The organism is Chryseobacterium sp. 14P4.3.2 (assembly GCF_057799275.1).
Genome location: NZ_JBYOKO010000001.1, coordinates 560,522 through 581,703, shown reverse-complemented (window position 1 = coordinate 581,703; position 21,182 = coordinate 560,522). Strand labels below are relative to the sequence as shown.

14 protein-coding genes and 1 riboswitch are annotated in these 21,182 nt (G+C 35.4%); of the genes, 3 read left to right on the top strand and 11 right to left on the bottom strand.

The genetic code is table 11. The features are described 5' to 3' along the window. Window positions 1-44: 44 nt before the first annotated feature. A riboswitch (SAM riboswitch) is annotated at window positions 45-141 on the bottom strand. A gap of 242 nt (window positions 142-383) precedes the next feature. Further along, on the top strand, window positions 384-791 hold the full coding sequence (locus AC27VX_RS02625; protein ID WP_488693725.1) for a type II 3-dehydroquinate dehydratase: 408 nt from the start codon (window positions 384-386) through the stop codon (window positions 789-791). 63 nt (window positions 792-854) lie between these two features. After that, the gene (locus AC27VX_RS02620; RefSeq protein WP_236857052.1) at window positions 855-1,292 is read left to right on the top strand and encodes a hypothetical protein; all 438 of its coding nucleotides are present in this window, start codon (window positions 855-857) and stop codon (window positions 1,290-1,292) included. A 49-nt stretch (window positions 1,293-1,341) separates the two neighbouring features. Here AC27VX_RS02620 and pckA read toward each other — a convergent pair whose 3' ends face one another. From pckA to AC27VX_RS02580, 8 genes are all read right to left on the bottom strand, one after another. Beyond that, window positions 1,342-2,958 (bottom strand): phosphoenolpyruvate carboxykinase (ATP), encoded by a 1,617-nt coding sequence (gene pckA / locus AC27VX_RS02615; RefSeq protein WP_300686649.1) that lies wholly within the window; start codon window positions 2,956-2,958, stop codon window positions 1,342-1,344. Between the two features lie 127 nt (window positions 2,959-3,085). After that, window positions 3,086-3,991: a GYDIA family GHMP kinase gene (locus AC27VX_RS02610; RefSeq protein WP_488693723.1), complete on the bottom strand. Its 906-nt coding sequence runs from the start codon at window positions 3,989-3,991 to the stop codon at window positions 3,086-3,088. Window positions 3,992-4,000: 9 nt separating this feature from the next. Further along, window positions 4,001-4,876, bottom strand: coding sequence for an ACP S-malonyltransferase (fabD, locus tag AC27VX_RS02605; RefSeq protein ID WP_236857049.1), 876 nt, complete (start codon window positions 4,874-4,876; stop codon window positions 4,001-4,003). A gap of 70 nt (window positions 4,877-4,946) precedes the next feature. Further along, complete coding sequence (locus AC27VX_RS02600) at window positions 4,947-6,887, bottom strand: LysM peptidoglycan-binding domain-containing protein (RefSeq protein ID WP_488693721.1); 1,941 nt, start codon at window positions 6,885-6,887, stop codon at window positions 4,947-4,949. Between the two features lie 38 nt (window positions 6,888-6,925). Next, window positions 6,926-8,512, bottom strand: coding sequence for a bacillithiol biosynthesis cysteine-adding enzyme BshC (bshC, locus tag AC27VX_RS02595; RefSeq protein ID WP_300690452.1), 1,587 nt, complete (start codon window positions 8,510-8,512; stop codon window positions 6,926-6,928). 12 nt (window positions 8,513-8,524) lie between these two features. Further along, a complete protein-coding gene (locus AC27VX_RS02590; RefSeq protein WP_488693719.1) occupies window positions 8,525-10,465 on the bottom strand; it encodes a putative porin in 1,941 nt (646 codons plus the stop codon). 90 nt (window positions 10,466-10,555) lie between these two features. Beyond that, window positions 10,556-12,193, bottom strand: a complete 1,638-nt coding sequence (locus AC27VX_RS02585; protein WP_236857045.1) for a RagB/SusD family nutrient uptake outer membrane protein — start codon at window positions 12,191-12,193, stop codon at window positions 10,556-10,558. 12 nt (window positions 12,194-12,205) lie between these two features. Next, entirely contained in the window at window positions 12,206-15,070 is a 2,865-nt protein-coding gene (locus tag AC27VX_RS02580) for a SusC/RagA family TonB-linked outer membrane protein (protein ID WP_236857044.1), read from the bottom strand. Window positions 15,071-15,506: 436 nt separating this feature from the next. Here AC27VX_RS02580 and AC27VX_RS02575 point away from each other — a divergent pair, with 436 nt between their 5' ends. Then, entirely contained in the window at window positions 15,507-16,187 is a 681-nt protein-coding gene (locus AC27VX_RS02575) for a hypothetical protein (RefSeq protein WP_488693717.1), read from the top strand. 88 nt (window positions 16,188-16,275) lie between these two features. On the opposite strand, the gene infB is transcribed toward AC27VX_RS02575, so the two are convergent. From infB to rimP, 3 genes are all read right to left on the bottom strand, one after another. Beyond that, window positions 16,276-19,242, bottom strand: coding sequence for a translation initiation factor IF-2 (gene infB, locus AC27VX_RS02570; protein WP_236857042.1), 2,967 nt, complete (start codon window positions 19,240-19,242; stop codon window positions 16,276-16,278). 76 nt (window positions 19,243-19,318) lie between these two features. Further along, complete coding sequence (nusA, locus tag AC27VX_RS02565) at window positions 19,319-20,554, bottom strand: transcription termination factor NusA (protein ID WP_236857041.1); 1,236 nt, start codon at window positions 20,552-20,554, stop codon at window positions 19,319-19,321. Between the two features lie 16 nt (window positions 20,555-20,570). Further along, window positions 20,571-21,038 (bottom strand): ribosome assembly cofactor RimP, encoded by a 468-nt coding sequence (gene rimP / locus AC27VX_RS02560; protein ID WP_236857040.1) that lies wholly within the window; start codon window positions 21,036-21,038, stop codon window positions 20,571-20,573. Window positions 21,039-21,182: the final 144 nt, after the last annotated feature.

Below are 21,182 nucleotides of genomic sequence, written 5' to 3'. Positions count from 1 at the left end.
GCAGAAAAGACAGCAAAGGGCATCGATAAATACGATAAACCAAATGCTTATTTTTCCTTTATAGGCTGAATGTAACACCTTACGTATAGCAGGTTGTCAAGATTTCGCAGGGTCAGTTCCCTCCATCTTTCTTTATAAGCCGATCGAAATATGGTTGCAAAGCTATAAACTTTTAGTCTACAAAACAAGTAGACTTATTAAATTTTCATGATAATTTTTCAAAAATTAACATAAGATTTTATAAAACTCACTAAAACAGAACATTTACCGAATTATGATTTTAATAAATATGATAAATATCATTATTAATAATTCAAGAAATAAAAATGAAGCTTATAAGAAATTTTTAATCTTTAATTGAAAAAACTTTTTAATTTTATAGAATGAAAGTTTTAATTATAAATGGACCTAATCTTAATCTTTTAGGAACCAGAGAACCGGAAATCTACGGAACAGTTTCTATGGAAAGCTACTTGGAAAATCTAAAATCAGAATTTCCTTCTCATGAATTGAAATATTATCAATCCAATATTGAGGGCGAGCTTATCAACAGGCTTCAGGAAGATGATTTTGACGCGGTTGTTATCAATCCCGGTGCTTTCACTCATTATTCATATGCTATAGCAGATTGTTTAAAGAATATTCAAAAGCGTAAAGTAGAAGTTCACATCAGTAATATTTACAAAAGAGAAGAATTCAGACAGAAATCTGTTACGGCAGCCTGCACAGATTCTGTATTATCAGGATTTGGAATGGATGGGTACAGGCTGGCTTTATTAAGTCTGCAATAATTTATAGAGTTCATTTTAGCAAGAGTCTACTCAGATATTTATGTATCAGTAATACAATAATCCATGAAAGTAAAAGATGAAATTTTCTGTAATTCTGTCGGCGTCTATTCTAATCAATTAACAAAAAGAAAATCCTATGTTATTCAGAAAATAAATGATGAGAATATTAGGGTTTTTAATGATGAAAATAAATTGAAGTGGTATTCAAAATACTACTTTAGTCTTAATAAAGAACCTGAAATTCTTTCTATCCATATTGATGACAAGATAGACAACGCTGAATCTGATGAGATAGAAGTAACCATAGAGTTCACAGATAAAGAAAAATATTGGTTGACTTTTACCACTCCGAAATATGTAGATGAGATCCTGGACAATGATTATTATTTCTCCGCCAGCCATTTTATCATCATCAAAAATCTGAGTGAAGAATCAATCAAATCAACAATAAAAAAACTGGATGACCAGAACAAACTGATTGAACATTGCCAGAAATATTAAAAAAGCCTCATCAGTGATGAGGCTTTTGTATGTATTATAAGGAATTTTATTAAGTAGTCTGTTCCTGCAATTGAGGTCCTGAAGCGATCAATTTTCTTCCTGCCTCAGTATCACAGTACTGCTCAAAGTTCTTGATATATCTTGAAGCCAGATCTCTGGCTTTTTCTTCCCACTCTGAAGCTGTCTCATAAGTATCTCTAGGATCTAAAATACCTGCAGAAACGTTTGGAAGTTCAGTAGGAATTTCAAGATTCATAATCGGAACCTGAGTTTTAGGAGCATTATCAATAGAACCATCAATGATTGCATCAATAATTGCTCTTGTATCTTTCAGAGAAATTCTCTTACCCGTTCCGTTCCAACCTGTATTTACTAAATATGCTTTAGCTCCGTGCTCCTGCATTTTACCGATCAATGTTTTAGAATACATTGTTGGGTGTAGTGTAAGGAAAGCTTCCCCAAATGCAGGTGAGAAAGATGGCTGAGGTTCAGTAATCCCTCTTTCAGTACCCGCTAATTTAGACGTATAGCCACAAAGGAAGTGATACTGTGCCTGATCTTCATTAAGGATAGAAACCGGAGGAAGTACTCCGAATGCATCTGCTGAAAGGTAAACAATCTTCTTAGCATGACCTGCTTTAGAAGGCAGTACAATTTTATTGATATGATAAATAGGATAAGAAACCCTTGTATTTTCCGTGATTGAACCGTCTGTATAATCTGCTACTCCATTGTTAACAACAACGTTTTCAAGAAGTGCATCTCTTTTGATGGCTCTGAAGATATCCGGTTCTTTTTCTTCTGATAAATCAATTACTTTAGCGTAGCATCCTCCTTCATAGTTGAATACTCCGTTATTATCCCATCCGTGTTCGTCATCACCGATAAGGTATCTTTTAGGATCTGCAGATAAAGTAGTTTTTCCTGTTCCGGAAAGACCAAAGAATAAAGCTACATCTCCTTTTTCTCCAACGTTTGCAGAGCAGTGCATTGAGGCCATACCTTTTAACGGAAGGTAATAGTTCATCATTGCAAACATTCCTTTCTTCATTTCGCCTCCATACCAGGTACCACCAATAATCTGTAGTTTTTCAGTAAGGTTAAACATGATAAAGTTTTCGGAATTCAACCCCTGAGCTTCCCAGTTCGGGTTGATAGTTTTAGACCCGTTGATTACTGTGAAATCCGGCTCACCAAAGTTTTCAAGCTCATAATGAGAAGGGCGAATAAACATATTAGTCACAAAATGTGCCTGCCATGCTACTTCAACAATAAATCTTACTTTAAGTCTTGTATCTGCATTGGTTCCACAGAAAGCATCTACAACATAAATTTTCTTAGCTTCAGCAAGCTGATTCAGCACTAGTTCTTTACAAGACCCGAAAATTTCCGCTGTGGTAGGTAAGTTTACTTTACCATCCCAGAAAATTGTATCTCTTGTAACATCATCCTGAACAATATATCTGTCTTTAGGTGAACGACCTGTGAAAATTCCTGTTTTTACTGATACCGCGCCAGATTCTGTAAGCTCAGCTTTCTCAAATCCTTGATTTTCAGGAGAAACTTCAGCCTGGTACAATTCTTCGTAAGAAGGGTTATACACTACTTCATAGTTTCCTTTAATCCCTAATTTCTCTAAATCCTGGATGATTTTAGTGTTTTTCATTTTACTTATATTTTCTATTTCTTTATTGACTTCAACAAAAATAATATTAATTATTTGTTAAAGGTGGTTTAAATATACTGATATAAGTCAGAATGACAAATAAAAAAACAGGGTTGTAAAATATTGATTATAAATCAATTATATTTTTCCATTCAAAAATAGTTGCAAAACCTTTCTCCAAAAAATAGTCTTTATAGCCCCCAAATTTGGCACTCATTACAAAATCGCCACCCCATGCACCCAAACTTTTGACAAAAGACGGGCAATCAGAGAATACCTTTTCTTTAACTGTGGAAATATCAAGAAAATCAGCAATTTTTCGCTCATGAATCAAAATTAATTCAGAAAAACTTTCCAATTCATTGCATAACAAAATTTTCTTTGTGATATCTGAAAATTCAGCAATCAATTCCGGAGACTTCTTTTTTGACTTGTAAAAGTTAATTCCTTCTCTGCTATCCTGCTTCTGATTTAAATGAATAAAAATCAGTTCATTTTTAAAGGAAGGGTTAAAATCTATCTTCTCGTATTTTATTTCAGGTTTATTACGGAAAAGCACTGCTGATTTTTCTTTTGCAACGGCAATATCATATCCACTCCCTCCAAGGCTTATAGTATTAAGGTGGAAGGGATCAATATCTGCCCACTCAGAAAGATTGTTCATTAAAGTAGAACTGCTTCCAAAACCGTAGTCTGCAGGAAACTGCAGGTTTGTTCTTAAATGGTAACTAAAGTTATTTTTGAATTTACTGTGAGAAAGCTGCTGAACATTCTTTAATGTCTTTACAATAAATTCAGCGCTTGATGGTATATTGGTTTCCAGGATCTGCCATTCTTTGTAATCGATGACAGCCGTTAACCATAGTGTATTTTGATGATATGCTTCCCAGAAGATAAGGGATTTTTCATCGTTTCTTTCTTCAAAAAAAAACTCTTGTCCCAGCTTGGTTGGCACCGCTAAGACAAGAGCTCCGTCGATTGCGAAATATTCTGAAGTAAGCATAAGCTTGCCCGGTGAAAATATCGCGTTCATATTTTTTTATTAGATTGCAGAAGCAACTTCTACTGATCCGTCAATTTTTTTGATCAATCCCTGCAGGGTTTTTCCCGGTCCTACTTCAATGAAGTTTGAGCCACCATCCTTAATCATATTCTGAACAGACTGCGTCCATTTTACGGGACCTGTAAGCTGAGCGATCAAATTCTGCTTGATCTCATCAGGATTGGTTACTGCTGTAGTCGTGATATTCTGATATACAGGAATAGTTGCTTTTCTGAACTTTGTTTTCTCAATAGCTGCTGCCAGTCTTTCTTGTGCCGGCTGCATCAATGGTGAATGGAAAGCTCCGTTTACAGGTAACAATAGTGCTCTTTTAGCTCCGGCTTCTTTCAATTTTGCACAAGCCTCTTCTACTGCCAGTGTTTCTCCTGAGATTACCAATTGCCCCGGGCAGTTATAGTTAGCAGGAACTACGATTCCACTAATCTGAGCACAGATTTCTTCTACTTTAGCATCTTCCAATCCTAAAATAGCGGCCATAGAACTTGGATTTGCGTCACAAGCCTCCTGCATTGCTTTAGCTCTTTCGGATACTAATTTCAGTCCATCATCAAAAGATAGAACGCCATTTGCTACCAATGCAGAGAATTCCCCTAAAGAGTGTCCTGCTACCATTTCAGCTCCTAAACCGTTTACTGCTTTTAATGCTGCTACTGAATGTATAAATATTGAAGGCTGGGTAACCTCTGTTTTTTTAAGATCAGCATCCTCTCCGCTAAACATAATGGAAAGAATATCAAAACCTAAAATTTCATTGGCAGATTCCATCAGATCTTTAATATCTTTTCTAGAATCATACAGTTCTTTTCCCATTCCTACGAACTGAGAACCCTGCCCTGGAAATACAAGTGCTTTCATGTATTGAATTAAATATTATGCAAATATAACTATAATGTTAAGAATATTCTTTGAAAAAGCTATAAATGATTTAAGGTACTAATCTAATTACTCTGTAACCGGTATTCACATAAGCTCCGTTAGCTTTTGATTTTACAAACTCAAATTTTGTTGCAAGCTGAGTCTGCACTTTATTCATCTGCTTAAAGATTTCGCCTTTTTTATTTTCTCTGGTCAGCATATCATTGACTACATCAAATCCTACTATTGCATATTTAGGAGGTGTTTTGCAGTATTTGCTCTTATATGCCGCCAAGATTTCTTTTTCAAAGTTACCATCAGTATTGATTTTTCTATCCATCAGATAAACCAAACTTGCCTGGCTCAAATCATCTACTCTCTTTTCGAAAACCGGAGAATAGAACATACTGAAAGCTTTCACCCCCTGTACTTCTTTCGAAAGTGCAATTATTTTTGTAGCAAAAGCATCTCCAGCGTTATTGTCATCATTCGCAAGAATGGCAATTACCGGTGCAGACTGTCCCGTCATCATATTTTGGTCCAGCTGAATATCAGCCGGAGAATTAACGATTACAACATCAGCATTTTTCACTGCTTTTTCAAGACCAGCTTTGATGTAATTGGCGTTTTCTTTCTTAGCGTCTGCCACTACATATATTTTCTGGTTAGAATAGATTCCTTTTACTTCTTCTACGATCTTATCAGCATAGGTCTGATTGTTCGTTTCAACGATGATAAGATTATTATAGTTATATAATTCCGGAGTGTTGGCAAATGGTGCTACAACCGGGATTTTTTGATTTTTTGTAAAGTCCAGAACGTCTATGACGTTGGATTTGAAGAATGGACCGATAATCAAATCTGTATTATCTGGATTAATCTGGGTTAAAGAACTTTTGAAAGATGCTTCATTTCCAGAGTCAACAATCTTGATATCCAATTTTTGCCCGCCTCTTGCATTTCTTTCGATAGCAAGTTTAGCACCGGTCAAGAAGTCAAGTGCCATTGCTCTGTACTGTGTTTCGTTCGTACTATATCCAAATGGTAGCATAAGTACTACGCTTAAGGCATCTCCGTTTTTCTTACTATATGCCGGATCCTGCTTTTTGATTTTTAAAACCATTCCGGTTTTCAAACCATGTGAAAGGTCCGGGTTAAGAGCAATCAGTTCATCGATTGAAATACCAAATCTGTTAACAATAGAGAAAACGGTATCTCCCTGCTGAACAGTATACGTTACGTAATCATCCCCCACAACTACATTGGAAGAAGTAGATGATTTGTCGCTTCCTGAATCCATTTTTGCTTTTGGATTTACAGCAGGCACATCAGTAGGGGTAACGGTCTCAGTATTTGATTTTTTTATTCTGATGGAATCTCCAGGCTTTAATCCTTTCTCTTCCAAACCTGGGTTTAAAGTGTAAAGATCCTGTTGGCTGATTCCAAACTGTTTTGTAATTCTGTAGTAATTATCTTTAGCCTGGATCACATAAGTTTCTCCTTCTACAGCAGGGGTAGCTGCTACAACTTTCTCAACGGGAACCTCTACAGGTTTTTCTGTTGCTACAGGCTGCTGGCTGCCTCCGAATTTTTTGATACTTGCAAGAGGTAGTGTAATCTCATCCCCGATTTTCATATGAGTATCCAATTCAGGATTCAGTTTTCTCAGATCGGTTTCAGAAATTCGGTATTGCTTGGTAATTCCGTAGATCGTTTGTTTTGGCTGCAAAACAATTTTACCAACGGAAGCATTGGGAGTTGCCTTTTCAGCAACAACTGTTTTTGTAACTACAGGAGTAACTGCTTTATCTGATTTTACAGTTAAAACATCTCCAATAGCCAGCTTACCATCTTTATGCTTTGGGTTTAGCTTCAGCAATTCATCTACAGTTATTCCATACTTTTTTGCAATGTTGTAAGGGTTATCACCTTGTACAACCGTATGTGATTTCTGGGCTGAAACTCCCAAAACCATAAATAAACTGGATAGAATAAAAAACCTCTTTATCATATTCGATAATTATAATTTACAAAAATACTTCTTTAAAATTAAATGGCAACAATTATTAGTTTGGAATCTTGAACCACCATTTCTTCGAAACAATTTTCAAGCCACGAATAACCATAGTCTGAAAAGAACACACTAAAATTATAGACTCTTTCCTGCCATGTTTTCCCGGGATGAACATCTAAAAACAGATTTTCAAGTCTTTCCAACAATTCAATCTGTTTTATTTTTTCGGCATGAAGCAAACGCTTTTTCATTCTTTTGAATGATTTCAGCTGTCTCACTTCTTCTGCTTTCACCATATTTCCAAAAGATTTCTCAGTAGTTTCTGCAGAAGTTTTTAGCTCTTCAAAATTATGCATCAGCAACTCCTCTTTCTCATCCAATAATTTCAAAATGGTATTATCTTCTAAAATTTTATGATTGGTAAGTACTGTGAAATTCTGAAAAAAGTCTTCTATTTTAAGATCCAGCTTTTCAATTTTCCCAAGTGTTTTCTCTTTTAAGAAAAGCATAGAATTCCTTGGAATGAGGATAGGAAAAGGAATATTAATGGTTGAAAAGTAATCTTTAAGTTCCAGCCAATACATGATTTCTGCATTTCCTCCAATGTAAGCAAGATTTGGAAGTACCCTTTCCTGATATACCGGACGCATTAATGCATTAGGACTGAATTTTTCAGGATGATTTTCCAGTTCAGACAATATCTCCTCTTCTGTAAACTGAATATTCTTATCTACAATGATATATTTCTGACCATTAAATTCAATTCTGTCTCTGGTATCGGAAAGATAGAAAAGATTAATTTCCCTGGGGTTCACCTGAACCTTTCCATATTTTTCGGTCAGAAAATCTACTTTAGCTTTAGATTGTTTTTCTAAACTGAAATGAAGAAGTTCATCTTTAAAAACTCCTTTGATCTGATTTTTCAGTTCTTTGGAATCACCATCTAATATCAATAGACCAAATTCAGAAAAGAGACGGTTTACAAGAATTTTAATAGCCTGTGTTAAAGTATTTCCCGGTTTATAGGCCTCCTTCATCATCAGGATCAATTCGGTTCCGAAAACAGAATCTTTAAATTCTTTTTCAAATTCGGAAATAAAATAGATATCGCTGATTTCTATTCTCCCCACCGGGCCTCCTGATTTTTCGTTGGTCTCGTAGTAATTGTTCTCTGTTTTAAAATGATTGATCTCGGCAAAGTCATGATCCTCCGATGCCATCCAATATACTGGAACGAAATTAAAATCCGGAAAATTTTCTTTTAGATAGGTACAGGTTTTTATTGTCTGAAGAATTTTATAGACAAAGAATACCGGTCCCGAAAACAGATTCAGCTGATGCCCTGTTGTAATGGTAAACGTATCCGGCAGTTTAAGGTATTCCAGATTTTCTTTCTGTTTTGAGGACAGCTTAATATCCGAAAGCTGCTTTTCAAATACATCAAATAAAACGGTTCTCTGTTCAGGTGAAAAGGAGTTTTGTTTTTGATGTATCTGCTGGCTGAAGTTATCTAAAGAAAATGTTTTATTTTCAAAACCCTCAATTTTTTGGTTCAAAAAATCTTTTACCAATTGAGGTATGCTTGCTATATCGTTAAATGATAATTTATTAATTGTTTTCAACTTGTACAGTTTTTAGTTGAACATATACCATACAATACCAATATTGAGTCTGAAATCATATACCGGGTAGTGTGGAAATGCATACGCTTTGTTATTAGAAATAAAGGTCCCTATCTGCTGTCCTTCTATAAAGAAGAACATTTTCTTCACTTTCATATTGATATAAAGGTCCGCAATAGGCTGCCCCCCGATTGAAAATGAGTTTGAATCGGGAAGAATATATTCATTGAGAACAGGAAGATAATCTCTTGATGCAAATTTAGAGAAGTAATACACTTTAAGTCCTGCCTGAATTTCTGCAGCTTTTTTGAATGCCTGTGTCTGATAGAAGAAGTTGGCTCTACCAATAAATCCCGGCATAGGAAGCAGATCTTTATTTGTCAATGCATTTTGGAAATGCAGTCTTGTATTTAAGTGAAATTTACCATAGCTAAATGTAGCATCACCTCCGATCTGAGAAATATTCAAAGAGTTATCACTCTGTTTCGGATTCCCATTACTATCAAAATAAGTATAATTATCAATTCTGAAATAGTTGGCAAAGATCTCTGTTTTAAACCATTTTAAATTGATACTTCCTCCAAGTTCCATTACGGACTGATTTTTTGCATTTTCAAGATAATAGTTGAATTTATTATATACAGAAGTATTTAGCAAATAATTGAATGATGGATAAGCACTTTGAAAATTAACCTTAGCATTTACAAAATAATCTTTTATAGGCTCAAATTTTAAGTTGTTTGTTGTTCTAAGATAGCTTTTAAACTGACTTCCGTTTGAAAATTCTAAAAATGAATTTAACTGAATTTTATCCAAAAGCTTTACCTGTAAATTTCCAACAGCTCCAATTCTGTTTTCTTTAAGTTCGCCAGGAAAAGGAACTCCGTTCAACGCAACGACATCTCTTATTCCAAGTTTGATGATCTGATAACGTACTCCAGCATCAAGCTTAAATTTTTCGTTATTAAAAATCAAACTTACCGTATTGCTTAAGTTTTCAGAATATTTTTTTGTTGTCAGCGGAAAGCCATTCACTAACTCTGTTGCATCCTTGTACCAATAAGTTTCTAATGCACCCTGGTTATAATAGTATTTATTTCCCTGGTGAAAAATGGTATGTCTGATGCTGAAAGGAAATTTTGCTGAATTAAATGGTGTGAACTGCTGACTCAGATAATATCTTCTGTAAGAAAACTGGGAACTACTCGAAGCTAAGTTTACCTGAGCATTCTGTCTGTTTTTATAGTTGCTGTCCCCGTTCTGAAAAAGATTATCTTCAGTGATCCCCCCACTTTCCTGGTTATTTACATTTTGATGTAAATAATGGGCAAAAAGTTCATAGTTTCCACTTTTCGAAGTATAGTGTCCTGAAAATATGGTATTATTATTTGCCGCTAATGAATTTCTGTAAAGTCCCTGAGAGCGGAGTCCCATATATTCAACAGAAAAGTTGAATCTTTTTCCAATGTTTTGAGTATAGGTAGAATTTAAAGCAGCTCCATTTCTCATTGCATTATGATAAACAAAAGTTGCCGTAGGTGTTTTTACGTCGTAATACTTTACATCATTAGCTCCAATGATCATATAAGATTTATTGGAAGGCAGTAAAGAAAGGTTTTCTTCTGCATTGACTTCAAAAACCAGGGGATTGAATCCCGAACCTATATTGGCCGGCTGAATTCTCCCGAAGTTGTCCCGGTTATTATATTGAGAAAAGATGTTGGTCTTATCAAAAGTCATTACCGTATCATACACTTTCTTTTCTGAAAACTGAGTTTGGAATTGATAATCGTTGATGGTAGGTTTGAAAATTTTCAGGGAATCTTTCTTCCCCGAGTCTATTACTAGTGTATCTTCTTTTTTTTGCAGAGGCTTCCTGGCACCTGCTTTGTCCACGATCTGGGCCTTGGCCACGAAACTAAAAAAAGAAAGTATGAAAAGGATGTACTTCATTATTCATTATTGTACAGCAAAAATAAGAAATAATAGCAAATAAAAACCCCTGCTCAGAGCAGGGGTTGTATATAATATGATTATTGTTAATTAATAACCAGGGTTTTGCTGAGCATTCGGGTTAGCCGAAGTCTCTTGCACAGGGATAGGTAAAGTATACTTATAACTATCATTTGGCAGATTAAGAACAGGAAGCGTGATAAAATCATCTTTAATGTTTCTATCCATCGTTACACCTGCTACTGTTGCAAGTCTTTTTAAATCTATATAACGGTGTCCTTCTAAAGCTAATTCAATTCTACGCTCTTTCAAAATATCAGCATAAGCAGATTGAGCATTAGCATAAGTAGGAGTTGTTGCTGTTCCTAAATAATTTCTAGCTGCTCTCACTTGCTGAATTAATCCCTGAGCTGTAGATAAGTTACCAGCCGCTGTTTCAGCTTCGGCCAAGATAAAGTACATTTCTGATAATCTAAATACTTTTAAATCATTTCTTGTCGCTGTACTTGTTTTACCTGGATACTTATCAATTACTAATCTATCGGCTTTAGAATCAACATTCATATAATTTGTATTGATAACAGATGTTGGATCTATATAATTGTATCTTCTAATATCTCCTTTGTCTGGCTGCCCTGTAGGAGTATAAATTAAATTAAATAAATTTCTGCCTAAGAACCACATTGGTACTCCACTTACAGTAGATTGGTTAGTATTCCATCTTGTTCCGATACTTCCACCTGCTCCTAATGGAAGTCTGTTTAGAGAGAAAATAATCTCCCCTCTTGCAGAATCATTCCACATATTTCTGTATGGGTTAAAAGAAGATGCTGTACCATAAAATGCTGTATTCCAAGCTGGATTACCTACAGGTTGAAATCCTAAAGCAGGATTATTAGGGTCAATGAGAATAGAGCCAGGTGTTGCTACAGTAAGGCTCAAACCAGAATTTGAAATAACATCTTGAGCATATTGTTTTGCCAATGCTGTATTTCCTCTATATATATTGAAACGAGCAGTAAGAGCATTAACGAAATTTTTATCTACATAATACCTAGCAGCATTAGATGAAGATGAAGTTAATATACCTCTTGCGTAATCTAAGTCTGAATTGATAAAGTCATAAACATCCTGATTCTTTACTCTAGGCAATTTAGCATCTGTAGAAGGCACATCTTTAACAAGAAGAACCCCTAAAGCACCAGGATCCTTCATGTTGGTAGAAAAATAAGCCTCCAGCTGAACATAACAAAATGCTCTGATTGCTCTCGCTTGTGCAAGGATATTATTATATGTAGCTGTTTCCGCAGCACCATTAGGAGTAATACTTTTCGCTCCTTCCAACAATCTGTTAATTCTGTTAATAACTTTATAGTTATTAAGCCAGATTCCGTCAGTTGAGGTAGTACTGATAGTACCTCCTCCAACAGCTGAAGTAGATGGATCTAGAAAGAACCTGTGTAAATCATACTCCTGACCTCCACTACCACTACCCGGTTTTACCTCATCAGTAAAAACAGCAGTAAAATATATTTCATCTATTGGATCAAATATTGCATAAACTGATCCATTTAAAGCTTCACTTAAATTTGATACATTCGTAAACACTTCTTCAGGCTTTAATTCTCCTGCTTGTTTAATATCAAGAGCATCTTGGCAACTGTTCAAAGCAAATCCTGTTGCTGATAAAGTTGCTAAAATTAAAACTGTATTTATAATTCTTTTCATAATTCTTTTTTATTAAAAATCAACATTTAACCCAACTGACACCGTTTTAGGGTTCGGATATACGTTTAACGAATAAGTAGTAACCGGCTCTGGGTCAAAACCTTTCCAGCTGCTCCATGTATAGATGTTTTCAGCCTGAACGAACACTTTAATTCCCTTAACTGGTAATTTTCCTAACTGTTCTTTAGTGAATGAATATCCTAAAGAAATATTTTTAAGTCTTATGAAATCTGATTTATACAAGAATCTGTCTGACGACCCATCTAAAGTAGCGTTGGTAGCATCTAAGTTCGGAACGTTAGATCCTGTATTCTGTGGAGTCCAAGCATTTAATAAATCTGCAGATACGTTGATATTACTAGCTGCATAATCAGGATTCATTACCCAAGAGTGTAAGTTATCATAGATATATCCTCCTTGCTGGAATGAGAATAGAGTATCCAAGAACCATCCTTTATACTGGAAGTTAAATCCAAAACCACCGGTAAATTTAGCATACGGAGATTTTCCAGTTAAGATTCTATCTGCAGATGTTACGTTTTCTGTAGTATTTCCGTTTTTGTCAACAAATAGTAAGTTACCATTTGCTGAATTTACACCGGCATAGTGATACAACTGATATTGACTAATAGGTCCTCCAACAGCATTAACGACATCTCCTGCAAGATCCTCATTACTCATTGAAACAATTTTGTTAGAATTGTATGCACCGTTAACAAAGATTGATAACTTCAGGTTTTCATTTTTAATTGCATTAAATCTGATTAAACCTTCAACCCCTTTATTATCAAGAACCCCGTTATTCCCTCTAATACCATAAGTTCCGGTAGCTGCAGAGAATTGTAAAGTGTTATACATTCTGGATGTTCTTTTTTGATAGTAATCAAAACTACCTTCTACAATACCTTTATAGTTAAAATCTAAACCAATATCTGTCTGTTTTACCTGCTCCCATTTTAAGTATGGGTTTGATAAGTTAACAAAGTTATATCCCATTAAGTTCTGGTATCCTGAAATTCCTGAGTATAAATCAAGGAAGTTGTTTGGAAGTAACGCTAATGGGTTAGCATTATTAGTTGCAATTCCTAAGTTCTGGTTACCTGTTGTACCAATGGAAGCTCTTAACTTAAGTAATCTGAATCCAGAGTTGGCCATGAAATCTTCTTTATCGATATTCCATCTAACCGCAGCAGACCAGAAAGTCTCCCATCTGTTTGTAGGTAAGAAACGGTATGACCCATCTCTTCTTACAACTCCACTTATCCCATATTTATCTTTATAATCGTAATCTAACGTCCCGAAATAAGCTAATGTTCCCGCTGTTACTTTTGAAGCGCCAACAGTTGGTCTGTAAATATTTGGAGTATCCGGGTTAAAAGGAATATAACCTGTACCTGCTCCGAATTGCCATTGCAATGGGTTCAATCCATTTTGAGTTTGAGTATTAGTATTTACATGAGCTTTTATATAATCCATGTAAGCCGCTACTGAAAGCGTATGATCTCCAAATGTTTTGTTAAATGTAATGTTCGTAATACTGTTAAATGTTAAGTCCTGAGTTGTAGTAAAACTTTCTGACCCTCCGTATTTAGCACCTGAACTAGCAGCTACAGCTGTAGATAAATATCCCTGAGCACCTCTTGCAAAGATTCTTTCGTATTCTTTATACTCAATACCAGTTCTGTTACCAACAGTTAAATAATCAGTTATTTTATAGTTTACATTGGCATTAGCAGAAATACTTAATTCAGTAAATCTGTTTCTTACGCCTCCATTAATGTTGTCCTGAAGAACCCAGGGTCTGTAGGCTGCGCTATTCTGTCCGATAGCATTGAATAATTGCACCCCATTAGAATAAGGATTAGGAGCTAAATAAGTAGGTGAAATTACACTTCCAAATAATGGGTTTTGTATTACATTGTTAGAAACTCCTGAATTCTCCTCATCATCTAACTGATTTCTCTTAGAATATCCTAATCCTATAATAGTTCCGAAGGTTAACTTACCATCTTTAGATCTACCACTCAAGTTATTTCTCAATGTAAATCTCTTGAAATCAGTAGACTTTATAGTACCTTCACTATCTAAATATCCTAAAGATAAGAAATTATTAATATTTTCTCCACCACCAGTAATAGACAAGTTATGTTGCTGGGAAATACCTACCTGAGTAAATTGTTTTCTCCAGTCTGTGTCTGTCGACCAATTATCAATGTCTTGTTGAGACAAACCGACATCAGCTGCATAACCTCCATCATAATTTTTTTGTATTTGTAACAACTGCTTAGCATTAGACATGTTGTACTGTGTCTTAGGTATCATGGAGAAAGATGTCAATGCATCATAAGAAACCTTTAATCCAGAATTAAATTTCCCTCCTTTTGTTGTAATTACAACAACCCCATTAGCTGCTCTGTTACCATAGATGGCAGTTGCCTGAGCATCTTTCAGAATACTGAATGTATCAATATCATAAGAGTTTAGGTTTCTAAACTGAGATCCAGATGTGATGACACCATCTACTACATATAATGGATCTCTAGAACCATTTAATGAACTCAAACCTCTAATAAGGATATTGAATTTACCAGAACCCGGAGAACCAGATGCTGAGTTAACTACAATACCAGGAGCTGTACCCTGAATTGAGTTCAAAACAGAAATATTTGGTCTGTTTTCTAACGTTTCAGAACCAACTGTCACTGAAGCAGTTGTAGATTTTGCCTTTGTAGCTGTCTTACTATACCCTAAAACAACTACCTCCTCAATTTTCGTCTCCTTGTCCTTTTTGTCCTTAGAGCCATTTTCCTGAGCAAACACAGCCTGGCCTGTAAAAAACAAAACACCAGCTGTTAATACACGTAGTTTAACATTCATATTAACAAATTTTAATATATTTTAGGGGCAAATATGTTAATAAATATTAATACTAGCAAATTTTTCATTTACATCTTACTCTTTAATATTCACAATATACCAGGTTTAACATTGAATATATAACATATTTCGTAATTTATCATGTAAATTATTCTTTAAAATTTAAAATAAAATCCAAAAATTCAATCTTTTAACGTTTTATAGTCAACTTAAAAAAAATTATTTATAATAAATCTAAATTACAATAGTGCTAATTTTCAGCCTTCTAACAACTTTATAGAAGAAAATATATTTTTAAGGCAAGATCATAATATTTTATTCATTAATTTCAAAAAAATCACTTTCTTTACAAACAAAAAAGAATATATGCTATATTCTTATAAAATAGTGTATTAACATATTACTTAAAAAAACAAAAATTTCATAAATTTAAAGCATGAAAAAAACGATTTTAACCACATTAATTCTCGCTGGCCTTAACTTCAGCTTTGGCCAACAGACCCTTTCTATAAACGGTGCTACAGGCGCACAATCCGTATTTGATGGAATCAAGTCTACAACAGGTAAGACTTTGAAATATGATGAAATTCCAGGAGCTTCTCCATATCTTACTAAAGAATTTTCTAACGCTAAGGTGGCTGCTAACTATGAACAGGTTCCGGTACGTTATAACAGCTATAGTGATGAAGTGGAGTTCAAGAAAAACAACGAAATTCAGGTTCTTCCTAAGACTGCAGACTTTTCAAGAATTGAAATTTCCTCTCCTAAACAAACAATCGTACTTCTTCAGACCTCTGACGATTTAAGCGGTTATTTTTTAGAACTAGTTAATGGCAAAAACAGTTTGTATAAAAAAGTAAAAACCAAATTCACTGATCTTGTTCCGGCAGCTAATTCTTACGCTAGTGACAGACCGGCAAATTTCAGGGCTTTAGATCCTGCATATTATATAAAAACAGACAAAGGTTTTATAAAGAAACCTCGAAATCAGAAAGAAATCATCGAGCAGTTTCCCCATAAAAAAGAAGCTTTAAACACTTTCTTTAAGTCTAATAAAATCAAGTTTGATAAAGATGAAGACTTGATAAAACTGGTCACTTTCTTAAACCAGGATTAGGCAATCAACATCCTAGTGAAATAGAAAAATTATTACAAATAAAACAGCCGTCTCATTGAGACGGCTGTTTCTATTTTATCTGAAAGAATTATTTCAGTTTTTTCTTAACGGCTACTTCTTCGTAAACTTCAAGAATATCACCGACTTCGATATCATTATACCCTTTCAGGTTCAGACCACATTCGTAACCTTTTGTTACTTCCTTCACATCATCTTTGAAACGCTTCAAGCTTTCAAGCTCTCCGTCAAATTTCACGATTCCATCTCTCAATACTCTTACTTTAGAGTTTCTGGCCACTTTTCCTGAAAGAACCATACATCCAGCAATTGTTCCGACTTTAGAGATCTTAAATACCTCTCTTATCTCGACATTACCGATTACCTGTTCTTTAATTTCAGGAGAAAGCATCCCTTCCATAGCTTCTTTCACCTCTTCAATAGCAGCATAGATTACAGAATAGTTTCGGATTTCAATTTCTTCTCTGTCTGCAAGATCTTTAGCGTTAGCACCGGCTCTTACGTTAAATCCGATGATAATAGCATCTGAAGCAGCAGCTAAGTTAACGTCAGATTCAGTAATCTGTCCTACTCCTTTGTGAAGAATATTAACGTTAATTTCAGCAGTAGATAACCTTTGCAACTGATCGGATAGTGCTTCCACTGATCCATCCACGTCACCTTTTAAGATAATATTCAATTCTTTGAAATCACCTAAAGCAATTCTTCTACCTAATTCTTCAAGTGTCGTATGTTTCTTAGTTCTGATTGAAAGTTCTCTCTGAAGCTGCTCTCTCTTATTAGCGATAGTCTTAGCTTCACTTTCATCTTCATATACTTTAAACTTATCACCGGCTGTAGGAGCACCGTCCAATCCTAAAATAGTTACAGGAATAGATGGACCAGCTTCTGTAAGGTTTCTTCCTCTTTCATCAAGCATCGCTTTTACCTTACCGTGGTTTTTACCTGCCACTACATAATCTCCCACTTTTAAAGTTCCTGTCTGTACCAACATTGTTGCTACGTATCCTCTTCCTTTATCCAGTGAAGCTTCAATAACAACACCTTGAGCATTTCTATTAGGATTAGCTTTTAAATCAAGCATTTCTGCCTGAAGTAATACCTTTTCTAATAGAATATCCATATTGTTACCAAATTTTGCAGAAATTTCCTGCGCCTGTACATTCCCTCCCCATTCTTCTACCAGAATATTCATTCCGGAAAGCTGCTGTCTAACATTATCAGGGTTTGCACTCGGTCTATCTACCTTGTTTAATGCAATAATCATTGGTACACCAGCAGCCTGTGCGTGAGAAATAGCTTCTCTCGTCTGAGGCATCACATCATCATCGGCAGCAATTACGATAATTGCAATATCCGTGATCTGAGCACCTCTGGCTCTCATCGCTGTAAACGCTTCGTGACCCGGAGTATCTAAGAATGTAATTCTTTGTCCGTTTTCAAGTTTCACGTTGTAAGCACCAATATGCTGTGTAATTCCTCCAGATTCACCGGCAATTACATTTGTTTTTCTAATGTAGTCAAGTAATGAAGTCTTACCGTGGTCAACGTGTCCCATTACTGTTACAATTGGAGCTCTTGACATTAGATCTTCTTCAGAATCTATAATTTCTTCACTATCACTTTCTTCCAGATCAGCATCTGAGAATTCAATTTTATAACCGAATTCGTCAGCAACCAATAATAAAGTATCAGCTTCAAGTCTCTGGTTCATCGTAACCATTACACCTAGTGAGAAACAAGCAGAGATTACTTCAGTTGGGGAAACATTCATCAAACTCGCCAATTCACCTACTGTGATAAATTCCGTTACTTTAAGAGTTCTGTCTTGTGCTTCTAGCTCTTGCTGACGCTCATCCTGTTCTCTTCTGTATGTTCTTTTATCTTTTCTGTGTTTTGCAGATTTAGACTTCCCTCCTTTGTTAGTAAGCTTCTCTAATGTTTCTTTGATCTGGTTTTTAACTTGTTCGTCAGTCAGTTCAACTGGCATAACTCGCTGTCCGGGTCTGTTATTCGGGGCACCTTTTTTGAATCCTCCACCTTGACCACCTGGGCGGTTCTGATTATTGTTATTTCCAAAACGGTTTCCTCCCGGACCTCCCTGACCTTGAGGTCTGTTTCCTGGACCACCCTGACCATTTTGGCCCTGACGGTTACCACCTTGTCCACCGTTGTTATTCTGACGGTTTCCCTGGCCCTGGCCTCCTTGGTTATTATTTCCTGAGTTTTGATTATTCCCCTGACCTTGTTGGTTATTCGGGCCACCTGGTTTTTCAATTCTCTTTCTTTTCTTTTTCGCTCCAGAACCTGGTTTTGGTGCAAACTGAGTTAAGTCAATCTTTTCTCCAACGATCTTAGGACCATCTAGTTTTTGATAAACTGTTTCAATTTTTTGTGGTTCTTGAGACTCAGGAGCAGCTTCTACTTTAGGAGCTTCCACTTTTTTCTCTTCTACAACTACTGGTTTTGGAGTTTCTTTCACTGGTTCCACAGGTTTAACTTCTTCTTTTTTCTCCTCCATTTTTGGTTTGTCTTTTTTCACAGGTCTGTTTCTAGATTCTATTTGAGACAAATCAATTTTATCCAAAACTTTAAATTCCTGCTTTTCAGGGGCTGCTTTAACTTCCGGCTGTTCTTCTTTCACGATTTCTTCTTTCTTTTCCTCAACCGGTGTCGCAACAGGAGCCACAGGAACTGCAGGAGCTTCCTCAACTTCAGGCTTCTTAGGCTCTAGATCTATTTTACCTAAAATTTTAGTCTCTGGTTTATTTGCTTTAGCTCTTATCACTTCAGGGGTTTTCTTTTCTTCAATTTCCAGTTTTTCTTCCGGAACTTTAGTGATCACCACCTCATGGGAAGCCTTTCGTTGTTCGCCATCTTTAGCAAACTCAGCTTCCAATGCAGAATATGCCGATTCTTCCAATTGAGCGTTAGGATTGCTTTCAACCACGAAACCCCTTGACTGTAAAAATTCTACTAATCTGGACATCGAAATATTGAATTCCTTAACCGCTTTATTTAATCTAATTTTTGGCATCTATATTATTTACTGTTTTTTAATTTTTAAAATTAAAGTATTTCCTTTTTACTGTTTATTAAAATTTATTAAAATCTTAATCTTCAAATTCTTCTCTCAGAACACGTTTAACCTCTTCAATTGTTTCTTCTTCAAGGTCTACCATATTTAAAAGACTTTCAGTTTCTTTATCCAATACTGATTTTGCAGTCGTAAGTCCTACTTTCTTAAACTCATCCAAAATCCACTGCTCAATGTCGTCGTTGAATTCTCTCAATTCAACATCGTCATCCTCGCTGGACTCTCTGTATACATCAATCTCATATCCTGTCAACCAAGAAGCCAGTCTGATATTTTGACCTTGTTTTCCGATTACTTTAGAAATTTCTTCAACCGGAGTATATACCAATGCATAATTGGTCTCCTCATTGATCTCAATCTTGTTAACCGTAACATTTCCTAACGCTCTCTTCACCAAAATCTCAGGGTTTTTAGACCACTGAATAACATCGATGTTTTCATTTTTCAACTCTCTTACAACGCCATGAATTCTGGATCCTTTCACTCCAACACAAGCTCCTACCGGATCAATTCTGTCATCATAAGCATCTACTGCAATCTTCGCCTTCTCCCCAGGAATTCTTACTACCTTTTTCAGGATAATAGTTCCGTCCTGGATTTCAGGAATTTCCAACTCAAGTAACTTTTCAAGAAACTTAGGTGCAGTTCTGGAAATAATAATCTGTGGTTTTGAACCTTTAAAATCTACTGTCTCAACAATAGCTCTGATATTCTCACCCTTTTTAAAGAAATCGGATGGGATCTGGTTTTCTTTTGGTAAAATAAATTCATTCCCTTCATCATCCAACAAAATCACGTGCTTGTGACGGATATGGTGAATTTCCCCAACAACTATTTCTCCAATTTTATCTCTAAACTGTTCATACAGCATTGCATTATTATGCTCCTGAAGTTTTGTAGCCAGAATCTGCTTCAGTGTAAGAATATTTCTTCTTCCCAACTGAGCCACAGGAATTTCCATTGTAAAATCCTCACCTACTTCAAATGTAGAGTCAATCTTCTTTGCTTCAGAAATTTCAATTTCCAAATCATCATCTTCAGACATCTCATCTTCTACAATTGTTTTATTCAAAAATATCTGAAAATCTCCTTTATCTGGGTTCACAATCACGTCAAAGTGGTCATCTGAATCAAATCTTTTTCTCAAAAGTGTCTTCAGTGAATCCTCAATAATTGCCATAAGATCAATTTTACTGATCCCCTTTTCGTCTTTAAAATCACCAAAGGATTCAATCAACGCTATATTATCCATCTATTCTTTTTTCTTTTTAAAATTTAATTACTACTAATGCTTTTTTGATCTCGGAGTAAGGTATTTCTTTCTCCTCCTCTGCATCTACCTTGCCTTTACCGATATCTTTCGGCTTACGGTAACGTAGAATAAGGGTGATCTTCTCTTCATCTACTTTTGACAATTCTCCTTCAATTTTAGAAGAATCCTCCAGCATCACTTCAATTTCTCTTCCAATGTTTTTACCAAACTGTCTTGGAGTAACCAAAGGCTCACTTAATCCTGCAGACATCACCTGCAGACTAAAGTCATGTTCTTCACGATCCATATTGAACTCTATTGCACGGCTTGCATCAAGGCAATCCTGCAAAGAAACTCCATTGTCTCCATCTAAAATCACTGTAATATCATCCCCTGCAGAGATCTTAAGATCAATAAGAAACAGATCTTGTCTTGTCTCAAGGAATTCATTTAATAATTCTTCAATTCTTTTTCTAAACTCCATACGTTCTTTTATCTTGATTTACAGTACGAAAAAAGGCTTTCTTTCGAAGCCTTCCCATTTTTCCCGTAAATCCAATGCAAATATACGCCTTTTTTCTAAAAAAGCAAAATAATCTTATTATCAAGCAAATAGCTTAAAATTCTT